The sequence below is a fragment of the Streptomyces sp. NBC_01808 genome (genome assembly GCF_035917395.1).
Classification (GTDB): domain Bacteria; phylum Actinomycetota; class Actinomycetes; order Streptomycetales; family Streptomycetaceae; genus Streptomyces.
This window is the reverse complement of record NZ_CP109072.1, coordinates 2,564,484-2,582,725: the sequence shown is the minus strand read 5'-3', so window position 1 is coordinate 2,582,725 and position 18,242 is coordinate 2,564,484. Positions and strand designations below refer to the sequence as shown.

Here is an 18,242-nt window from a genome sequence, read left to right as displayed (position 1 = left end):
GCCGCGCAGCGGTCAGTCGCGGACGGCCCGTACCTCCAGGGCGTAGAGCGAGTAGCCGAACTCCGTCGCGCGCTCCACGCCCTGGACGCGGACGTAGCGCACCTCGCGCTCGTCCATCCGGACCGACTCGCGGCCGCCCCCGCCGTCGTTCACCGCCGCCGCCGTGCGCCAGCGGCGGCCGTCGGCGGAGACCTGCACGCGGTAGCGCTTCGCGTACGCGCTCTCCCAGTTCAGCGCCACCTCGCCGACCCGCACCGGCTTCGCGAGCCGCACCTGCACCCAGGCGCCGTCCTCGGCCGGCGACGACCACCGGGTCTCCGGGTCGCCGTCCGCCACCGCCGCCGCCGGGAAGTCCGGCGTCTCGTCCGCCGACGACGAGGCGCGGCCGTCCCGCGCCAGGTCGGGGCCGCCGACCGCGGGATAGGCGTGCACGGTGACGCTACGGACCTGGGCGGCGCCGCCGTCGTCCAGCTTCACCGGAATCTCGTACGTGCCCGGCGCCACGTCCTCCGTCGCCCGGATCTCGATCGGGGCCCTGGCCGTCGTGCCGCGGGCTATCCGCACCTCGCCGGGGGACTCCGCCTTCAGCCCCTCCGGCGCCTTCGCCGTCACCTTGCCGCCCGCGTCGCCGGGGCGCCGCGCGGACAACTCCGCGTCCACGACCACCGGATCGCCGCCGATCGTCACGTCCGCCTCGTCGCGGGAGAGCGACAGCCGGGCGCCCGGCTCCGCGGCGGACCACGGCACCACCTCGTGCACCACGGGCGCGGTGGTGTCGGCGGCCCACACGAGCCGTACGGCGTCGGAGTCGGCGCGCTCGGCGGGCAGCTCCGTCCAGCCGCCGCCGTCGAGTTCGCCGACCGGGCGCCAGGAGGTCCCGCCGCCGTCGCGTACCCGGATCTGCACCTCGGCGCGGGTGCCCGTGCCGGGCTGGGTCAGCACCGTCACCGCGCGCAGCGGCTGCCGGTCGAACTCCACCACCAGCGCCTCGTGCGTGCCGGGCGACGGCGGCCTGGCGGCCTCGTACGCCGTGGCCGGCTCGCCGTCGGCCGCCGCCGCCACCGACGAGCCCTCCAGCGGCTCCGCGCCGCCCGAGACGGCCGCCCCGGTGCCGGCGGAGCGCTTCGCGCCGCCGCCCGCGCCCAGCCAGGAGTCGGAGTCCGTCAGCGCCCGGCTGAGGAAGGCGTCGAGCACCCCCGCGCCCACCACCCCGCCGCCTGGGGGTACCGCCCACGCGCGCCCTGGCGCGCTGTGGGGGACGGCCTCGCCGGCGAGGCGCTGCAGCTCCAGCCGCGCCTGCCACGCCTCCTCGTTGCGGCCCGCGGCCTGCGCGGTGACCATGTCCACCGCCCGCTCGCCGGCCGCCCCGTACCGCGCCAACTGCGCCAGCCACGGCCGCACCTCGTCGCCGAACGTGCCGTCCGCCAGCGGCGCCAGCTCCTCCGGCGCGCGGCGCATCACGGTGAACGCCTCCCGCAGCCGCGCCGCCGCCTTCTCCGCGTCCCGCCTGCCGCCCGCCGCGCTCTCCCGCGCGCGCCAGAAGTCCGCGATCAGCGGCCGCAGATACGCCGACTCCGTGGCGCCCAGCTCCGACGACGCCGAGTTCCCGGCCAGCGCGGCGAGCGCGGCGCCCGCCTTCTCCGGTTCCGGGGCGTCCGCGGCGAGGTCGCGCACGGCGGCCCGCCAGGAGGCATCCGGGTCGTACGCGCGCGGGTTCCAGGCGTAGTCCGCGACCGTGAACAGCGGCACCCGGGAGGCGGCGGGCTGCTCCATCGCGCCGGCCAGCACGCCCGCGGAGCCGGCGGCGACCGCCGGGTCGCGGCCGTCGTACGGGCCGAGGAAGATGCGGTCGCGGGCGTAGTCGTTGACGGGGTAGTTGTCCTGCGTGACCAGCGGGTGGCCGCCGAACGCGGCCTGGGTGTCGCGCAGTTGACCGCCGCTGATCTCCTTGGGCACCGCGCCGACGCCGGACCAGGCGACCTCGACCCGCTCGTCCAGCTCGCCGGCGAGCGCGGAGCGGTAGTCGGTGGTGCCGTCCTGGTAGTACTCGGTCGGCAGCAGCGACAGCGGCGCCGCGTCCGGGTGCCGCCGGGACAGGTGCGCGGCCAGCGCGTTGGCGGTCTCGGCCTGCGCGCGGGCGGCGGCCTCGGGGCCCGAGCCGTACTCGTCGGCGTCCTCGCCGCAGGCCCACTCGCTGTAGCTGACGTCCTGGAACTGGAGCTGGAAGGCCCGTACGCCCAGCGCCCACATCGCGTCCGCCTTGGCCAGCAGGTCCTTGCGGTCGCGCGCCGAGGAGAAGCAGAAGTCCTGGCCCGGTGCCACCGCCCAGGCGAGCGTCACGTGGTTGGCGCGGGCCCGCTCGGCCAGCTCGCGGAACCGGGCGCGCTGGTCTGCCGGGTACGCCTCGCGCCAGCCGGCCTGGCGGTACCGGTCGTCGCCGGGGGAGTAGAGGTAGCGGTTGAGCTTCGTGCGGCCCATGAAGTCGAGCTGCGCCAGGCGCTGTTCGTGGCTCCAGGGGCGGCCGTAGTGGTTCTCCGCGATGCCGCGCACGGCGGTGCCCGGCCAGTCGCGTACGGACACGGCGGGCAGCGTGTTCTCCGTACGGGCCGCGCGGGCCAGTTCGCGCAGCGTCTGCACGCCGTGGAAGAGGCCCGCGGCGTCGGTCCCGGCCAGCGCGACGACGTCGCGGCCCTCGTACTGCCCGGCGGCCAGCCGGTAGCCGCCCGCCGGCAGGTCGGCCTGCTCGCCCGCGCCCAGGGCGCGCAGCGCCGTGTCGGCGGGGGAGCGGCGCGGCGGCGGGCCCGCGACGCCCGCGGGGCCGGCCGGCGCCTGGTCGGCGTAGACCACGAGTCCCGTCGCCGGCAGCGCGGCGCCGGGGCGTACCTGCGTGAACTCCCGTACGCCGACTGCCCGCAGCACCTCGTGCAGCTCCGCGAGCGCCCGCGGGTCCGCGCCCTCGGGGGTGACGAGCACCGCCTCCCCGCCCGCGTGCACCTCGCCGGCGCGGGCGCGCAACTGCTGCGGGCGCGGCCACACCGCGTCGCGCAGCGCCTCCTCCGCGGCCGGCGTCTCGGCTGCACCGGCCGATCCGGCGCCGCCGGCGTCCGGCTGCTGCGGCTGGGCGGCGGCCTCCGGCGCGCGGCCGCCGAGCAGCCCGCCGATCACGGCGGCGGACAGCGCCGTCGCCGTGGCCATCCGCCGCCTGACAGCTCCGCCCAACTCCGCCCGCCCTCCGTCCGTTTCCGGTCCCGCTCCCCGGCTGCCGGCCGTCTTGCCGACCGTAAGCCGACGCTGTCGACTGCTCATCGCCCCCGCGTTTCACGGCGGTTAAGGATGCGCGTACGTGTGCCGTACACCAGTCCCGCGCCGCCCGTGCCCGCGCGGGGCGCAGGCCGAGAGCCCACCACCGCGATGCCGCCGCTGTCAACGCGCCGGTCGGCCCCGATCCGCCGGGCGAGCGAGCCAGGGTACCCGCGCCGTACCGCCGCGGCACCCCCGGCCTGCGCGGGAGTGGTGCGCGGGAACCACCGCGGTGCGGCGAGGCGCTCCGCCCGGTGCGCGGTCCCGTGCGCGGCCGTCTTCCGCCCCGCCCGCCCCGGCGGAAAAAGCGGGCCGCAAGGGCGCACGTGCCCCAGCTCTTGCGTTCCACAGGGCCCCCTACAGTGAATTCGCCCGTTCCGGGTACTGTGACGTATGGCACGAACGCGTGTCGCCACGACTGCCGGGCCCTTGATCGGGTAGCGGCGGACGTGACCAGCCGTCGACCGAGGAGGACCCGCGGTGGCCGCTCCCGCTCCGCTCGAAGTCAGCCACGACCATCACCACAAACCCGTCGAGGGCGCCGACCCCGACTACGGCCTGGCGGGCTCCTGCTCCTGCGCCGAGCTGCCGCTGACCAGCGAACCCCCGCTGGCCGCGGGCACTCCGCTGACCAGCGAGCCGCCGCTCGCCGCCGACGACAACCTCATCAGCGAGCCGCTGCCGCCCGTTCACTTCACGTGACGGCCTGCTGACGGCGCGCGGCTGCCGCAGTACGATCAGCCTTCCGGCTCACCCCGGCGGCGACCCCCCGGGGCCCGCGACTGGTACATGTGGGTGACGCCGGAGCCGATGACGTCGCATACCACCTGGGGGTGGCATGTCTCTGGCGCGGTTAGCTGCGCTGCACGGAGTCGCGGTCTCGTACGAACGCACGCCAGGCCGCGCCGTCCCGGTCCCCGAGGACACCCTCGTGGCCGTCCTCGCCGCGCTCGGCGTGGACGCCGCCGGGCCCGCCGCCGTCGCCGCATCGCTCGCGGCGTACGAAGCGGCCGAACGGGACCGCCTCCTGCCCGCGACCCTCGTGCCGCGCGCGGGCACCGTCCTCGACCCCGGGCCGCTGCCGCCCGGCACCGGGACCGCCGTAGCCGGCGAGGACGGCGCGGAACTCGACCCGCGTGCCCCGCTCCCGCCCGGCGTGCACACCCTCACCGCCACCACCCCCGACGGGCGCACCGGCAAGGCCACCGTCATCGCCGCCCCCGCGCGCGTGCCGCAGCCGGCCAGGCGCGGCGCCGGGCTCGCGCTCCCGCTGCCCGCGCTGCTGTCGACCCGCTCCTGGGGCATGGGCGACCTCGGCGACCTGGCGGAGCTGGCCGCATGGTCGGCGCGTACCCACGGCCTGGACTTCGTGCAGTTGGGCCCGTTGCACGCCGCGGTCCCCGGCGCCGCGGGCCGGACCGCGGAACCGTCCCCGTACCGGCCGTCCTCCCGGCGCTTCGCCGACCCCGTGCACCTGCGGATCGAGGACATACCCGAGTACCGCTACCTCGCCCCCGCCGACCGCGCGCAGGCCGCGGAACTGGCCGGCCGCGCCGCCGCGTTGCGCGACCAGGTGCGCGCCAAGGGCGGGCTCGTCGACCGCGACGAGGTGTGGCGGCTCAAGCGCGCCGCGCTGGAGCTGCTGCTGCGCGTCGAGCTGACGCCCGGCCGCCGCGTCGCGTACCACCACTTCCTCGCCGAACAGGGGCAGCCCCTCGACGACTACGCCGCCTGGTGTGCGCTGGCCGAGATCCACGGCCCCGACTGGCGCTCCTGGCCCGGCGGCCTCGCCGACCCGCGCTCCACCGCCACCACCCGCGCCCGGCACGACCTGCTCGACCGCATCGACTTCCACTGCCGGCTCGCCTGGCTCACCGACAACCAGCTCTGGCGGGCCCAGCGGATCGCCCGGGACGCGGGCATGGCCGTCGGCGTCATCCACGACCTGGTGGCCGGCGTGCACCCCTCGGGCGCCGACGCGTGGGCGGAGCAGTCCGTCCACGCCGCCGGCTGCACCGCGGGCACCGCGCCGCGCGGCGCCGACGCCCGCGGCACCGACCGGGGCGTGCCGGTGTGGCGGCCCGACCGGCTGGCGGCGGCGGGCTACGGCCCGTACCGCTCGGTGCTGCGCGCCGCGCTGCGGCGGGCGGGGGCGCTGCGCGTCGGGCACGTGAGCGGGCTGTTCCGGCAGTGGTGGGTGCCGGCGGGCCGGCCGGCGGCGGAGGGCACGTACGTCTCGTACGACGCGGACGCGATGCTCGGCGTGCTGGCGCTGGAGGCGCACCGGGCGGGTACGCCGCTGATCGGCGACGACCAGGAAGACCCGGCGGAGCCCGCGGTACGGGACGCGCTGGCGGCGCGCGGCGTGCTGGGCACGTCGGCGCTGTGGACCCAGCGCGAACCGGCGCCGGAGATCCCCGGCGGCGTACCGTGCCCGCGGCCGCCGGAGCGCTGGCGGGCCGACACGCTCGCCGCCGTCACCGGGCACGGCCTGCCGCCCACCGCCGCCCGGCTCAGCGGCGCGCACCTGGCGCTCCGCCACGAACTCGGCCTCGTCGAAGGACCGCTGCCCGCCGCCCGCGCCGCCGACGCGGTGGAGGTCGGCGTCTGGCTCGACCTGCTCGAACGGCTGCGGCTGCTGCCCGGCGGCCGGGCCGACGAGGCGTCCGTCATCACCGGCCTGTACCGCTTCCTCGCCCGCACCCCCGCCCGGCTCGTCGCCGTCTGGCTGCCCGACGCGGCCGGCGACCGGCGCCCGCAGCACGTGCCGGGCGCGGGCGCGGAGTACCCGGGCTGGCGGCTGCCGGTCGCCGATCCGGACGGCCGCACGCTCCTCTTCGAGGAACTGGCCGACGCGCCGCGGACGCACCGGCTGCTGGCGGAGGTGGTACGCGAACTCGGCGGCCGGGCCGGCGCGGACCGGAGCGTTCTGCTCGGCGGCGAGTCCGGCGCCGGGTCCGCGGGCGCGGCGTCCGGTCGTACGAGCGAGGAGGCACCCCGTGCGTAGAGCCGCCCGTTCCGTCGGCACCGGAGCCGCGGCCGTCGCCCTTACGGCGACCGCCCTGCTGCCGGCGACCCGCGAGCCCGCGGCCGCCGCCGACGAGTGCACCCGGCCGATCGAGCCCGCCTCCCAGATGACCGTCGAGGACTGCGACACCCCCGAGCGCATTCTCGCCAAGGCCGCCCACATCGTGCCCACGCGCGGCCAGCTCGCCTGGCAGGGGCGTGAGGTGACCGCCTTCACCCACTTCGGCATGAACACCCTCACCGACCGCGAGTGGGGCTCCGGCGCGGAGGACCCGGCGCTCTTCGACCCGGGGCGCGTCGACGTCGCCCAGTGGATGCGCACGTACAAGGCGATGGGCGCCGAGATGGCCATGCTCACCGCCAAGCACCACGACGGCTTCAACCTCTACCCGACGCGCTACTCCGACCACTCCGTGGCCGCCAGCCCGCACAGCCGCGACCTCCTCGGCACGTACGTCAAGGAAGCCCGCAGGGCCGGGCTCGGCGTCGGCGTCTACCTCTCGCCGTCCGACGGCGCGGAACTGCCGCACGCCTGGCACGCCGGCTGGCTCGCGGACCTGCGGAAGAAGCAGGAGGCCGGCGAGCCGCTGACGAGCGTCGAGCGCACCGCGCTCGCGGACGGCGGCCCGCCCTCGGGCCACGGCCGCTACGGCAACGGCAGCCCCGTGCGCACGCACACCATCCCCACCCTCGCCGACGGCGACGACCGCGCCGACGACGTGGCGGCCGGGCGGCTGCCCACGTTCACGGTGCGCGCGAACGACTACGACGCGTACTACCTGAACCAGGTCTACGAGCTGTTCACCGAGTACGGCCCCATCGACGAGCTGTGGCTCGACGGCGCCAACCCGTGGCGGGACGCGGGCATCACGCAGGAGTACGACTTCCGGCAGTGGTACGACCTGATCCACGCGCTCTCCCCCGACACCGTCGTCTTCCAGGGCCCGCAGGGCATCCGCTGGGTCGGCAACGAGCGCGGCGTCGCCCGCGAGACCGAGTGGAGCGTCACCCCGCACACCGTCGACCCCCGGTCCACGCACGGCGCGCTGCCCAACGACTCCACCGACGCCGACATCGGTTCGCGCGCCAAGCTGCTGGCCGACGGCGTGCGGTACCTGCAGTGGTATCCGGCGGAGGCCGACGTCTCCAACCGCCCCGGCTGGTTCCACCACCCCGGGGAGCGGCCGAAGACCGCGGACGAGCTGTTCGCGCTGTACGAGCAGAGCGTCGGCCGCAACGCCCCGCTGCTGCTCAACGTGCCGCCCGCGCGCGACGGCCGGATCGCCCCCGAGGACGTACGCGAACTGCGCGCCTTCGGCGACCGGGTGCGCGCGGTGTACGGCGAGAACGTGCTGGACCGGCGCGGGCCGCAGACCTTCGACCGGGTCCGTCTCGCGGAGGACATCCGGCACGGCCAGCGGGTCGAGCGCTTCGCGGTGGAGGTGCGGGATCCGGCGACGGGCCAGTGGCGCCGGATCGCGGCGGGCACGACGATCGGTGCGTACCGGATCCTGCCGCTGGCCGCGCCGGTGACGGCGGACGAACTGCGGGTACGGGTGGAGGAGGCGCGGGGCAAGCCGCGGCTGCTCCCGGTGACGGCGCATCTGAGCACGGCGGGGAGCGCGTAGCACGTTAGGGGACCCCGGGCGCGCGGGTGGCGGCGGTGTTCGCTACGGTTTGAGCGTGGACAGGAAGAAGACTCTGCGCGCCGGCGCGCTCGCCGCCGGGACGGCGCTGATCATGCTGATGTCGTCCCCCGCCGCCTCCGCGCTCAACCGCGACGACGGCGACGACCCGGGCCCCGGGCTGAGCGTTGCGGAGACCCTGGGTCTCTTCGTGCTCACCCCGCTGGTGGCCTTCGCGGTGATCGCCGGACTGGTGGTCGCGGCGGAGAAGAAGAAGAGCTGACGCGGGCGGGTCATCCCGCCGCGCGCAGGCGCCTGCTCCCTTCCGCGGGGCGGGCGCTTTTGGCGCGCCCGCGCGGCCCGCGGCGCCTGACGCGCCCGGTGGGCCGGGGCCCGGCGACTCGGCACCCGGCCCCGGCTGCTGCCGTCCGCCTCAGGCGAAGTCCGGCATGTCACCGACCGCGCGGTTGACGTCGATCACGGTGAAAGCCGCACCCTGCGGGTCCTCAAGCGTCGCCATCCGCCCGAACGGCGAGTCCTGCGGCCCGAACGTCACGCTGCCGCCGCGCCGCCGCGTCGTCTCCACGGCCCGGTCGCAGTCGTCCACCGCGAAGCAGACGCCCACGTGCGGGGGTGTCCCGGCGGGGAAGACATCGCCGCTCATCTCCGCCCGGCCGATGAGCGGGTCGCCGTCCCCGACACTCCACACGGCGTAGTCCATGGTGTCGTCCTGCATCTTGCGCACCCGGTAGCCGAAGACCTCGGGGAAGAAGTCGTCGGCGTGCTCGGGGTGGTTGGTGTCGACCTCGGCCCAGCAGAAGGTGCCGGGCTGGCCGATCGCGGCGAAGCCCTCGTGGCTGCCGGATTCCCACAGGCCGAACCGGATGCCGTCCGGGTCCTCCGCGATGGCCATCGTGCCGTACCGGCCGACCTCCATCGGGCCCATGAGGACCCGCCCGCCGTGCTCGCCGACGTGCGCGGCGGTGGCATCGGCGTCGGGCGTGGCGAAGTAGAGCGTCCAGCCCGCGGGGGCCTCCTCCGCTCCCGGCATGGGCGGCGCGAGACCGGCGGCGACGCCGCTCTCCGCCATGGCCTGGGTGTAGTGCCCGGAGTCCTCGCCCCCGCCCTCGAAGGTCCAGCCGAAGACGTCGGCGTAGAAGCTCTTCGCGGCCTCGAGGTCGGGGAAGGTCGCGTCCGCCCAGGTGGGTGCGCCTTCGGGTCGTACGGTCATGATCTGTCGCCTCCTCTGAGGCTGGGGGATATTGCGCGGATTTGTGCACTTCTCACGCTAGCCCCGCGGCGCGCCGTTCGCGCGCGGACGGCTCAGGGGCGCCGTACCTCGTACAGGAAGCACCCGTACTCCACGGCCCGTACGTGCACGAACGCGACCTCGGACGCCGCGAAGGCCGCCGCCAGCGCCCGCCCCGTCGCCGCCTCCGCCTCGGCCGGGTCCTCCGGCAGCCGCAGCGCGGCCCCGCCGACGATCCGGCCGCCCGCGTCGTAGCGCCGGAACGCCCGCAGCGCGGCGGTCTCGGCGAACGGATAGCCGCCGCCGGGCCCGGGCCCGGCGCACTCCCCGGCGTGCACGAAGACCGGGCCCTGCTCGTCGTACGCCCCGGGATCCACCCCGGCCGCGGCGGCCCACCGCCGCAGGGGCGCGTACGAGACGAGCGCGATCCGCTCCCCGGCCCGGCTCCGCCGCAGACAGCAACGCAGCGGGGCACCGCCTTCACCGTCGGTCACGGCCCGGGCGGTACGCCCGGCGTCGTCGGCTTCGCGGAGCCGCGCGAGAACGGCCGGGGGGATGGGGGCGGCGCGGTAGGCGGCGGGGGTTTCCGATGTCGTCGTCATGCCGTCCAGGCTGCGGGCCGCGGGCCGCGGACGCTGGCGGGAATCCGACGTCAGGTTCGGTGTCGGCGGGCGCTGGCAGAATTGCGTCACGCACCGACGGCGTGACGCAGACCAGGGGAGGAACCGTGTCCGCACCGGACGCCACGTGCCCGGCCTGCGCCGGCCCCGTGCCCGCGCGCGCCGGCCGCCGGGGCCGTACGTCCGTCTACTGCTCCGCCGCCTGCCGCCAGCGGGCCTACCGCGAGCGCCGCGCCCCCGGGGCGGCCGGGTCCGTGCGGGAGCTGATATCCGACGTCGCCGAGCGCGCCGGGCGGCTCACGCCGCAGCCGCCGGAGACGTTCTACGCGGACGTGACGGAGCTGTCGTCGTCGGTGGGGCGGCTGCGGCGCATCGCGCGTACGGCCAGGGACGCGGCGGGGGCCGCGGAGGACGGCGCGTCGGACAACGTCACGCCGGAGGATGTCACGCCGGGGACGGAAAACGTCACGCCGGAGGAAGCGCCGGAATACGTCACGCCGCGGCCCGTGACGAATCACGCGGCGGACTCCGGCGCCCCCGGCGACGCGGACTTCGCCGCCCTCATGGAGGCGTACCGCCGCGAACTGCAGGTCCACTGCTACCGGATGACCGGCTCGTACGACGAGTCGGAGGACCTCGTACAGGAGACGTTCCTCAAGGCGTGGCGCCGCCGCGAGACCTACGAGGGCCGCGCCGCCGTGCGCGCCTGGCTCTACCGCATCGCCACCAACACCTGCCTCGACCACCTCCGCCGCAACTCCCGCACCCCCGCCCGCTACGAGCGGCTGCCCGGCATGGCCCACGGCGACGCCGAGCCGCCCGCCCGTATCACCTGGCTCCAGCCCTACCCCGACGAGCTGCTGGCCGACGTGCCCGCGGCCGACGCGGGCCCGGAGGCCCAGGCCGTCGCCCGCGAGACCGTCGACCTGGTCTTCCTCGCCGCGCTCCAGCACCTGCCGCCCCGCCAGCGGGCGGCGCTCGTGCTCCGCGACGTCGTCGGCCTGCCCGCCGCGGAGACCGCCCACCTGCTGGACCTGAGCACCGCGGCCGTCAACAGCGCCCTGCAGCGCGCCCGGCCCGCGCTGCGCGCGCACCTGCCCGCCGGCAAGCGCGCGGAGTGGGCGCCCCTCACGCCGCCGACGCCGGAGGAACTGGCCGCCGTCGACCGGTACCGGGAGGCGGCCGAGCGGCTCGACATGGCGGCGATGGCGGCGCTGCTGACCGAGGACGCGACGCTGACGATGCCGCCGAACCCGTTCTGGTTCGTCGGGCGGCGGACGATCGTGGACTTCGTCTCCCAGTCGCTCGACCCGGCCCTGCCCGGCTTCTTCGGCGACTGGCGGCACGTGCCGACCCGCGCCAACGGCCGCCCGGCGGTCGCCGGTTACGTGCGCCGGCCGGGCACGACGGTGTACCGGGCGCAGACGCTGGAGGTGCTGCGGGTGGAAGGCGGGCGCATCGCCGAGATCACCACGTTCGAGCCGCATCTGCTGCCGGCGTTCGGGCTGCCGATGACGCTCTGAGCATCGGCGTCTCCCCGCCGTACGGCAGTGCGCGGGCGGCTACCGGTACTGCCACCGCTCGAATGACACCACCAGCCCGTCCGCCGCGGGGATGGCCTGGTTGTAGAGGGCCGCACCGCTCTGGGCCGTCGGTGGTGACGGCCGGTGCCCAGGTGAGCCGCTCCCCTCGGCACACACACCTCACCCCGATGGCGCCGGGAGTCCTGCTCGGCGGGGGTCATTCGGGCGAACACCGGGGGCCGCACCGCGGACGCCGGGCGGGGAGCGATGACTGCCGCGGCCCGCGTGCGTCTCAATGGCCGACATCACCCGATGACGACAGCCAGGAGAGACCATGCTGCTGCAGGACAAGAACGCGATCGTCTACGGCGCCGGCGGCGCCATCGGCTCCGCGGTCGCCCGCACCTTCGCCCGTGAGGGCGCCCGCGTCCACCTCACCGGCCGGCACGCGGCGAACGTCGAACTGGTCGCGAGGGACATCAACGAGTCCGGCGGCGCCGCCCACGCGGCCGTCGTGGACGCGCTGGACGAGCACGCGGTGGAGGAGCACGCGGCCCGGGTGGCCGAGGAGGCGGGCTCCATCGACGTGAGCATCAACCTGATCACCCGCAACGACGTCCAGGGCACCCCGCTGGTCGACCTCTCCGTCTCGGACTACGTCTCCTGCGTCACCCGCGGCCTCACGACGAACTTCGTCACCGCCCGCGCCGCGGGCAAGCGGATGGCGGCGCAGGGCTCAGGCGTCATCCTCGCGCTCAACAGCGGCTCGTCCCACACCAGCCCGATGATGGGCGGCACCTGCCCCGCGGACGCGGCGATCGACACCCTCATCCGCTCCCTCGCCCAGGAACTGGGCCCCAGCGGCGTCCGCGCCGCGGGCCTGTGGGCGGCAGGCGTCCCGGAGACCCTCACCCCGCAGAAGCTCGGCGCGGTCAACCCGGCGATGGCCACCCCGGAAGCCCTCCGCGGCGTCCTCGACACCCTCGACAACCTCCGCATGCTCCCGGCCTCCCCCCGCCTCCAGGAGATCGCCGACCTGGCCGCCTTCCTCGCCTCCGATCACGCGGCTGCGGTCACGGGCACCTGGGTCAACGCCACGGCGATGTTCCCGAGCTGACGCCCGGGCCGGGGGCGCGGCGCGGAGCCGCGCCGGCGGCTTGGGGCCGGGGGCACCTCCTGCCTGTCCCCGGCCCCCGCCGGGTGGACGGCTGAAGTCAACGGGTCCGCATCAGTTCGGTGTTGCGGTCGGTCTCCAGGCCCGACAGGGCGCGGCGGCGCGGGGAGTGGGGGGCGTTCAGGGCCAGCTCGCGGTAGAGGGACGCCAGGCCCGCCTGGCCGAGATCGCCGCCGTCCGCGCGGTACGGGGCCGCCGACTCGATCAGCGTCGTGAAGAGCGACAGCGTCCCGTCGCCGTTGTCCGCCAGCTCCACCACCCGGGCCAGTTGCGGGAAGTCCACGTGCGAGGCGGTGGTGATCTCCCACAGCCCGCCCTTGGCGTCGCCGTGCGGGGTGATCTCGTTGCGGTGGCTGTGCCCGTTCACCCACGCGACCACGTTGCGGCGGGCCAGCAGCAGCTCCAGCAGCTCCGCCCCCGTGTGCCGCTTGTCATCCGGCCGGAAGGGGTCGGGCGTCGTGTTGTTCATCGACTTGCTGGTGTGGTGGCTGAAGACGACGACGTACGAGTTCGCGTGCTCCGCCAGCTTCTGCTCCAGCCAGCGCAACTGCGCCGTGCCCAGCGAGCCGCGGTAGTCGCCGCCCTGGTCGGTGGTGTCCAGGCTGATGCCGACGACGCCCGGTCCCGCCTCGCCGAGGGCGAAGTCGTAGTACAGCTCGCCGGAGGCGCTGTGGGCCTCCGTGTAGCCGTGGCCCACGGGCCCCGCCCCGGCGAAGCGCCCCTGGAGGTGCGCGGCGACGTACTCCTGCGACGTGAACGGCACCCGCCGCTCGTCCGCCGTGACCGTACGCATCAGGTGCCGCTGCGTGCGCAGCATCTCGGCGAACGCCTCGCCCCGCGGGTCGGTGCCCGCGCGCAGGGCGTCGAAGAGCGGCCCGGCGATCGACTCCGGCAGCGTCATCAGCTTCCGGTCGCCGGCCGCGTACTCGGCGAAGTACGGCTGGCGGGCCGCGTAACAGCCGCCGGGCAGCAGGTCGTGGTTGCCGACGGTGGAGTACCACGGCAGGTGCAGCCCGGGGCTTGCGACCTCCCGGATCGCCGCTTCGAGGAAGCCGTCGACGCGAGGGAAGCCGAGCGCCTTGTCGGCGTCGCGCAGCCGGCTCTCCGGGTGCCAGTAGCGGTCGACGCCGCTGTTCTGAACCCCCTCGTACGACCTGGGGTCACCGCTGTTGGGCACGATCCGGCCGCCGCTCATCGCGGTGAGGAACCACTCCAGCTCCAGGCCGTTGTTGTTGTCCGTGTTGTCGCCGGTGGTGACCGCGCAGCCGAGCGCGAGCCCGGTGGCGGGCCCGGCGGTCAGCGAGTTGATCCGCTCGATGAGCGCGATCGCGCCCGGCACGCTCAGCGCCTCCTGCGGGCGCCAGCCGTCGCCCTCGCGCTCGCGGAAGTACTCTGAGCGCAGCGGCGTCTGCACGTCCACGATGTGCAGGTCGGTGAGCTGGACGAAGGCGGCGAGCGGGGTCCGCTTGTCCTCGCGCCGCGCGCCCGCGGCGCCGAGTTCCGCGCGTACGACCCGGGGCCAGCCCGCGCCCTCCGTGAGGTGCCGGTAGCCGCCGGACCCGACGGCCGCCGCCGTCGTACGGATCGTGGTGCCCGCGGACGACGGCGCGGGCGGCGCGCCGGGCGCCAGCCCCCGGGCGCCGCCCCGTGAGGCCAGCGCCGGCGGTCCTGCGGACCGGGCGGTCGCCTGCGGCTGGCCGGGGCCGAGGGCCAACCCGAGCCCGGCGGCCGCACCCGCGGCCCCGGCGGCGCCCAGGAGGACGGCGCGCCGGTGGGGGCCCGGGGGCCTGGTGGACGTGCTTTCGCGGTGCATCAGCGCTCCTGGGGGGATGAGCGGGAGGCTTCGGCGCGGGTGGGTCACCCGTACACTCGGAGCCTTGGCACGCCGGGTGACCTGCTACTTAACGCAACCGGAACGACGGCGGCCGGGAAGCCCACAAATACCTTCACCGGCTGAAAACACCGCGCAATGGACACGCGAATCTCGCCCGTTCGAGTGGCCGCGGTCACCGTGGGTTCATCGCGGCGGGAAAGCGCCGCGCGCGCCCTTCTGGCGGCTATGCGCCAACGCCGCAATCCGCCACTCTCAACTCCCCCCGCGCACGCGTTGCTTGCTGATAAATATGCGGACAGCCGGCACCGGATGCCGGTTTCCACACAGGTGGGGGTTGAACAAGAGATGACGATCTCTCCCAGACGCATGCCCGGACGCATACCGGGGGGCGGACGGCCGCGCGCCGCCGCCCGAATAGCCCTCGCGGCCGGGCTGGCCGCCGCGCTCACCGCGACCGGCTCGGCGGCCACCCAGGCCGCGGAGGGCGCACCGGAGCCCGACCGGCCCAAGGCCGCGGCGGACAAACTCGGCGCGAAGGACGCCGAGCTGCTCGCCGAGGCGAAGGCCGGGGGCGACAAGAACGTCACGCTGCTGGTCGCCGTCGAGCCCGGGCAGGCCGCCGAGGTCGCGGACACCTTCCGCGCCGTACGCGGCGCCTCCGTCGGCCGTACGCACGACAAACTCGGCTACGTCCGCGCCACGGTGCCCACCGGCCGCGCCGATGCCGCCATCGCCAGGGCCGCGAAGCTCGCCGCGGTCCAGGGCATCGATCTGAACGAGGAGATCGAGCTGCCCGACCCGCGCCCTGCCGCCGACCGGGCCACGGGCGACAAGGGCGGCACGGGCAGCGGCACGCAGGGCGCCTACCCGGCCCCCGGCCGCTCGACCCCGGCCAAGAACCCGTACCAGCCGGCCCACGAGACCGGCGCCGTCGACTTCGTCGAGAAGCACCCGAAGGCCGACGGCCGCGGCGTCACCATCGGCATCCTCGACTCCGGCGTCGACCTCGCCCACCCCGCGCTGCGCAAGACCACCACCGGCGAGCGCAAGATCACCGACTGGGTGACGGCCACCGACCCGATCGTCGACGGCGACCGCACCTGGCGCCCGATGGTCACCGACGTCTCGGGCCCCTCCTTCACGTTCAACGACCGCGAGTACACCGCCCCGCGCGGCGACTACTCCGTCAGCCTCTTCAGCGAGAACGCCACGCTGGGCGGCGAGATGCAGGGCGACCTGAACCGCGACGGCGACACCACCGACTCCTGGGCGCTGCTGTACGACGCGGCGGCCGGGACCGTGCGCGTCGACCTCGGCGACGACGGCGACTTCACGAACGACAACCCGATGGCCCCGTACGGCGAGGACCACGAGTTCCGGTACTTCGGCGCCGACGACCCGAGCACGGCGATCGCCGAGGCGATCCCGTTCGTCGTGGAGATCCGCAAGGACGTGCCGATGGACCCGTACGGCGGGGACTGGATCGGCAAGAAGGAAGACTTCGTCAACATCGGCGTCGTCGAGGGCGCGCACGGCACCCACGTCGCCGGCATCACCGCGGCCAACGGCCTCTTCGGCGGCAAGATGAACGGCGCCGCGCCCGGCGCCGAGATCGTCTCCTCCCGGGCCTGCACCTGGAGCGGCGGCTGCACCGCGGTCGCGCTCACCGAGGGCATGATCGACCTCGTCGCCAACCGCGGCGTCGACGTCGTCAACATGTCGATCGGCGGCCTGCCGCCGCTCAACGACGGCAACAACGCACGCGCCGCGCTCTACAACCGGCTCATCGACACCTACGGCGTCCAGCTCGTCATCTCCGCGGGCAACGACGGCCCCGGCGCCAACACCATCGGCGACCCCGGCCTGGCCGGCAAGGTCATCAGCGTCGGCGCGGCCGTGTCCCGCGAGACCTGGGCCGCCAACTACGGCAGCCAGGTCAGGACGGAGTACGCGATGATGCCGTTCTCCTCCCGCGGTCCGCGCGAGGACGGCGGCGCCACCCCGACGATCACCGCCCCCGGCGCGTCGGTCAACACCATCCCGACCTGGCAGCCCGGCTCGCCCGTCGCCGAGGCCGGCTACGAACTGCCGCCCGGCTACGGCATGCTCCAGGGCACCTCGATGTCCTCGCCGCAGACCGCGGGCGCCGCGGCGCTGCTGCTGTCCGCCGCCGAGCGGGAGGGCGTCGACGTCACGCCGAACGCCCTGCGCACCGCGCTGACCTCCACCGCCGACCACATCCCCGGCGTGCAGACGTACGCCGAGGGCGCCGGCCGGGTCGACGTCGTCGACGCCTGGGACTCCCTGGAGGACGGCGCCACGGCGTACGAGTACAAGGTCGAGGCGCCCGTCGACACCGTGCTCGACGGCTTCCTCGCCACCCCCGGCGTGGGCACCGGCGTCTACGACCGCGAGAGCGGCCCGGCGCGCGGCGAGTCCGAGACGTACGAGATCACCCTCACCCGCACCTCGGGCCCGGCCGGCGGCACGCCGCACGAGCTGGAGTGGCAGGGCAACGACGGCACGTTCAAGCTGCTCGGCGACGACGACGTCACGCTGCGCCGCGGCCAGCCCGTGACCGTGAAGGTGCAGGCCGAGCCGCGCTCTGCGGGGCTGCACAGCGCCGCCCTGCTGGTCGACGGCAAGCGCACCGAGGGCATCGACCACCGGGTGCTGACCACCGTGGTCACCTCGCAGGAGCTGGCGGCGCCGGCGTACGGGCACCAGGTGTCGAACGAGGTGCAGCGCAACTCCACCCGCTCGTACTTCGTGAAGGTCCCCGAGGGCGCGAAGACCCTGGAGGTGGCGATGAGCGGGCTCAAGGGCAAGAGCCAGACCCGCTGGATCGCGATCGACCCGTGGGGCATTCCGGCCGACGAGACGTCGACGCCGTTCTGCTACAACAACTACGACAACCCGGCCAACACCTGCCGCCCCGACCTGCGCTCCTACGACAACCCGATGCCGGGCGTGTGGGAGATCGAGGTCGAGTCGCGGCGCACCTCGCCGGAGCTGGACAACCCCTTCACGGTCGAGGCGGCCGTGCTCGGCGCGGCCTTCGACCCCGAGGTGCAGACGATCGACGAGGCGAAGGTCGGCACCCCGAGTCCGGTGGAGTGGACGGTGACCAACGGGTTCGCCCTGGTGGCCGGCAAGCTCGCCGGCGGGCCGCTCGGCTCCGGTCTGTCGACCCGGCCGGAGATCGCGAACGGTGAGACGAACACCACGACGGTCGAGGTCGGCGAGGGGGTCACCCGGTTCGACGCCGTGATCGGCGCCACCTCGGACGCCAACGCGGACCTGGACCTGACGGTCTACCGCGACGGCGAGCCGGTCGCGCAGTCCGCGGACGCCGACTCGGAGGAGGGCGTCACCCTCACCGACCCGGAGCCCGGGACGTACACGGTGGAGGTCTACGCCTACGACGTGCCGGCGGGCACGACGGAGTACGGCTACCGCGACGTGTACTTCTCCCCGGCGCTGGGCGAGGTGAGCGTCGCCGACGAGCCGGTGGAGCTGGACAGCGGCGCGAGCGCCGAGGTCGGTGCGGAGGTCACGGTCGCGGCGCCCGGGCCCGAGGGGCGCGAGTTCTTCGGCGAGGTGCAGTTGCAGAACGCCCGCGGCACGGTGGCGGGCGCGGGCAGCGTGCGCATCGGGACGGTGGTGCCGTAGCACGCCCGGCGTACGCCGTGGGTGCCGTGTGCGCCGCCCGTACGCTCTGAACGACCACCCGCGGGGGCGGGACGCCGGGCCTGCCGGTGTCCCGCCCCTGTGGCGTGTGTCTCAGTCCGTACGCGCGAGCGCGCCTGTGGCCGGCGGCTGGGCAGGGGAAACGACTGGAGTCAGCCGCCCGGCGCCCGGCATCATGGTGGGCGGACCCGCACCCGTGA

General features: G+C 75.4%; 11 protein-coding genes. 7 read left to right on the top strand and 4 right to left on the bottom strand.

All coding sequences use genetic code 11. The features are described 5' to 3' along the window. Nucleotides 1–12 precede the first annotated feature (12 nt). Entirely contained in the window at nt 13–3,195 is a 3,183-nt protein-coding gene (locus tag OG946_RS10940) for a beta-N-acetylglucosaminidase domain-containing protein (RefSeq protein ID WP_326795938.1), read from the bottom strand. 585 nt (nt 3,196–3,780) lie between these two features. Between OG946_RS10940 and OG946_RS10935 the strand changes: the two genes are divergently transcribed. The 4 genes from OG946_RS10935 to OG946_RS10920 all read left to right on the top strand — a co-directional run bounded on the left by OG946_RS10935 (nt 3,781) and on the right by OG946_RS10920 (nt 8,235). Continuing rightward, on the top strand, nt 3,781–4,002 hold the full coding sequence (locus OG946_RS10935) for a hypothetical protein (protein WP_326795937.1): 222 nt from the start codon (nt 3,781–3,783) through the stop codon (nt 4,000–4,002). A 136-nt stretch (nt 4,003–4,138) separates the two neighbouring features. Beyond that, nucleotides 4,139–6,307, top strand: coding sequence for a 4-alpha-glucanotransferase (locus tag OG946_RS10930; protein WP_326795936.1), 2,169 nt, complete (start codon nt 4,139–4,141; stop codon nt 6,305–6,307). After that, on the top strand, nt 6,300–7,955 hold the full coding sequence (locus tag OG946_RS10925; RefSeq protein WP_326795935.1) for an alpha-L-fucosidase: 1,656 nt from the start codon (nt 6,300–6,302) through the stop codon (nt 7,953–7,955). The genes OG946_RS10930 and OG946_RS10925 overlap by 8 nt, the downstream gene beginning before the upstream one ends. Before the next feature lie 55 nt (nt 7,956–8,010). After that, the gene (locus OG946_RS10920) at nt 8,011–8,235 is read left to right on the top strand and encodes a hypothetical protein (protein ID WP_018834246.1); all 225 of its coding nucleotides are present in this window, start codon (nt 8,011–8,013) and stop codon (nt 8,233–8,235) included. Between the two features lie 150 nt (nt 8,236–8,385). Here the strand turns inward: OG946_RS10920 and OG946_RS10915 are convergent, their stop codons facing one another. Beyond that, complete coding sequence (locus OG946_RS10915; RefSeq protein ID WP_326795934.1) at nt 8,386–9,183, bottom strand: VOC family protein; 798 nt, start codon at nt 9,181–9,183, stop codon at nt 8,386–8,388. Nucleotides 9,184–9,275: 92 nt separating this feature from the next. Beyond that, nucleotides 9,276–9,803 (bottom strand): DUF1203 domain-containing protein, encoded by a 528-nt coding sequence (locus OG946_RS10910; protein ID WP_326795933.1) that lies wholly within the window; start codon nt 9,801–9,803, stop codon nt 9,276–9,278. Nucleotides 9,804–9,928: 125 nt separating this feature from the next. Between OG946_RS10910 and OG946_RS10905 the strand changes: the two genes are divergently transcribed. Both OG946_RS10905 and OG946_RS10900 read left to right on the top strand, forming a co-directional pair. Next, complete coding sequence (locus OG946_RS10905) at nt 9,929–11,344, top strand: RNA polymerase subunit sigma-70 (RefSeq protein WP_326795932.1); 1,416 nt, start codon at nt 9,929–9,931, stop codon at nt 11,342–11,344. A 334-nt stretch (nt 11,345–11,678) separates the two neighbouring features. After that, entirely contained in the window at nt 11,679–12,461 is a 783-nt protein-coding gene (locus OG946_RS10900) for an SDR family NAD(P)-dependent oxidoreductase (protein WP_326795931.1), read from the top strand. Between the two features lie 97 nt (nt 12,462–12,558). On the opposite strand, the gene OG946_RS10895 is transcribed toward OG946_RS10900, so the two are convergent. Next, nucleotides 12,559–14,331 carry a TIGR03767 family metallophosphoesterase gene (locus OG946_RS10895; protein ID WP_326795930.1) on the bottom strand — a complete coding sequence of 591 codons (1,773 nt, stop codon included), beginning with the start codon at nt 14,329–14,331 and terminating at the stop codon, nt 12,559–12,561. Between the two features lie 366 nt (nt 14,332–14,697). Here OG946_RS10895 and OG946_RS10890 point away from each other — a divergent pair, with 366 nt between their 5' ends. Then, nucleotides 14,698–18,024: a S8 family serine peptidase gene (locus OG946_RS10890; protein WP_326795929.1), complete on the top strand. Its 3,327-nt coding sequence runs from the start codon at nt 14,698–14,700 to the stop codon at nt 18,022–18,024. Nucleotides 18,025–18,242: the final 218 nt, after the last annotated feature.

What these genes read in the sequence shown, in the direction of transcription:
- OG946_RS10940 (WP_326795938.1), bottom strand. Translation starts at nt 3,195, where the DNA reads ATGGCCACGGCGACGGCGCTGTCCGCCGCCGTGATCGGCGGGCTGCTC.
- OG946_RS10930 (WP_326795936.1), top strand. Translation starts at nt 4,139, where the DNA reads ATGTCTCTGGCGCGGTTAGCTGCGCTGCACGGAGTCGCGGTCTCGTAC.
- OG946_RS10915 (WP_326795934.1), bottom strand. Translation starts at nt 9,183, where the DNA reads ATGACCGTACGACCCGAAGGCGCACCCACCTGGGCGGACGCGACCTTC.
- OG946_RS10910 (WP_326795933.1), bottom strand. Translation starts at nt 9,803, where the DNA reads ATGACGACGACATCGGAAACCCCCGCCGCCTACCGCGCCGCCCCCATC.
- OG946_RS10900 (WP_326795931.1), top strand. Translation starts at nt 11,679, where the DNA reads ATGCTGCTGCAGGACAAGAACGCGATCGTCTACGGCGCCGGCGGCGCC.
- OG946_RS10895 (WP_326795930.1), bottom strand. Translation starts at nt 14,331, where the DNA reads ATGCACCGCGAAAGCACGTCCACCAGGCCCCCGGGCCCCCACCGGCGC.
- OG946_RS10890 (WP_326795929.1), top strand. Translation starts at nt 14,698, where the DNA reads ATGACGATCTCTCCCAGACGCATGCCCGGACGCATACCGGGGGGCGGA.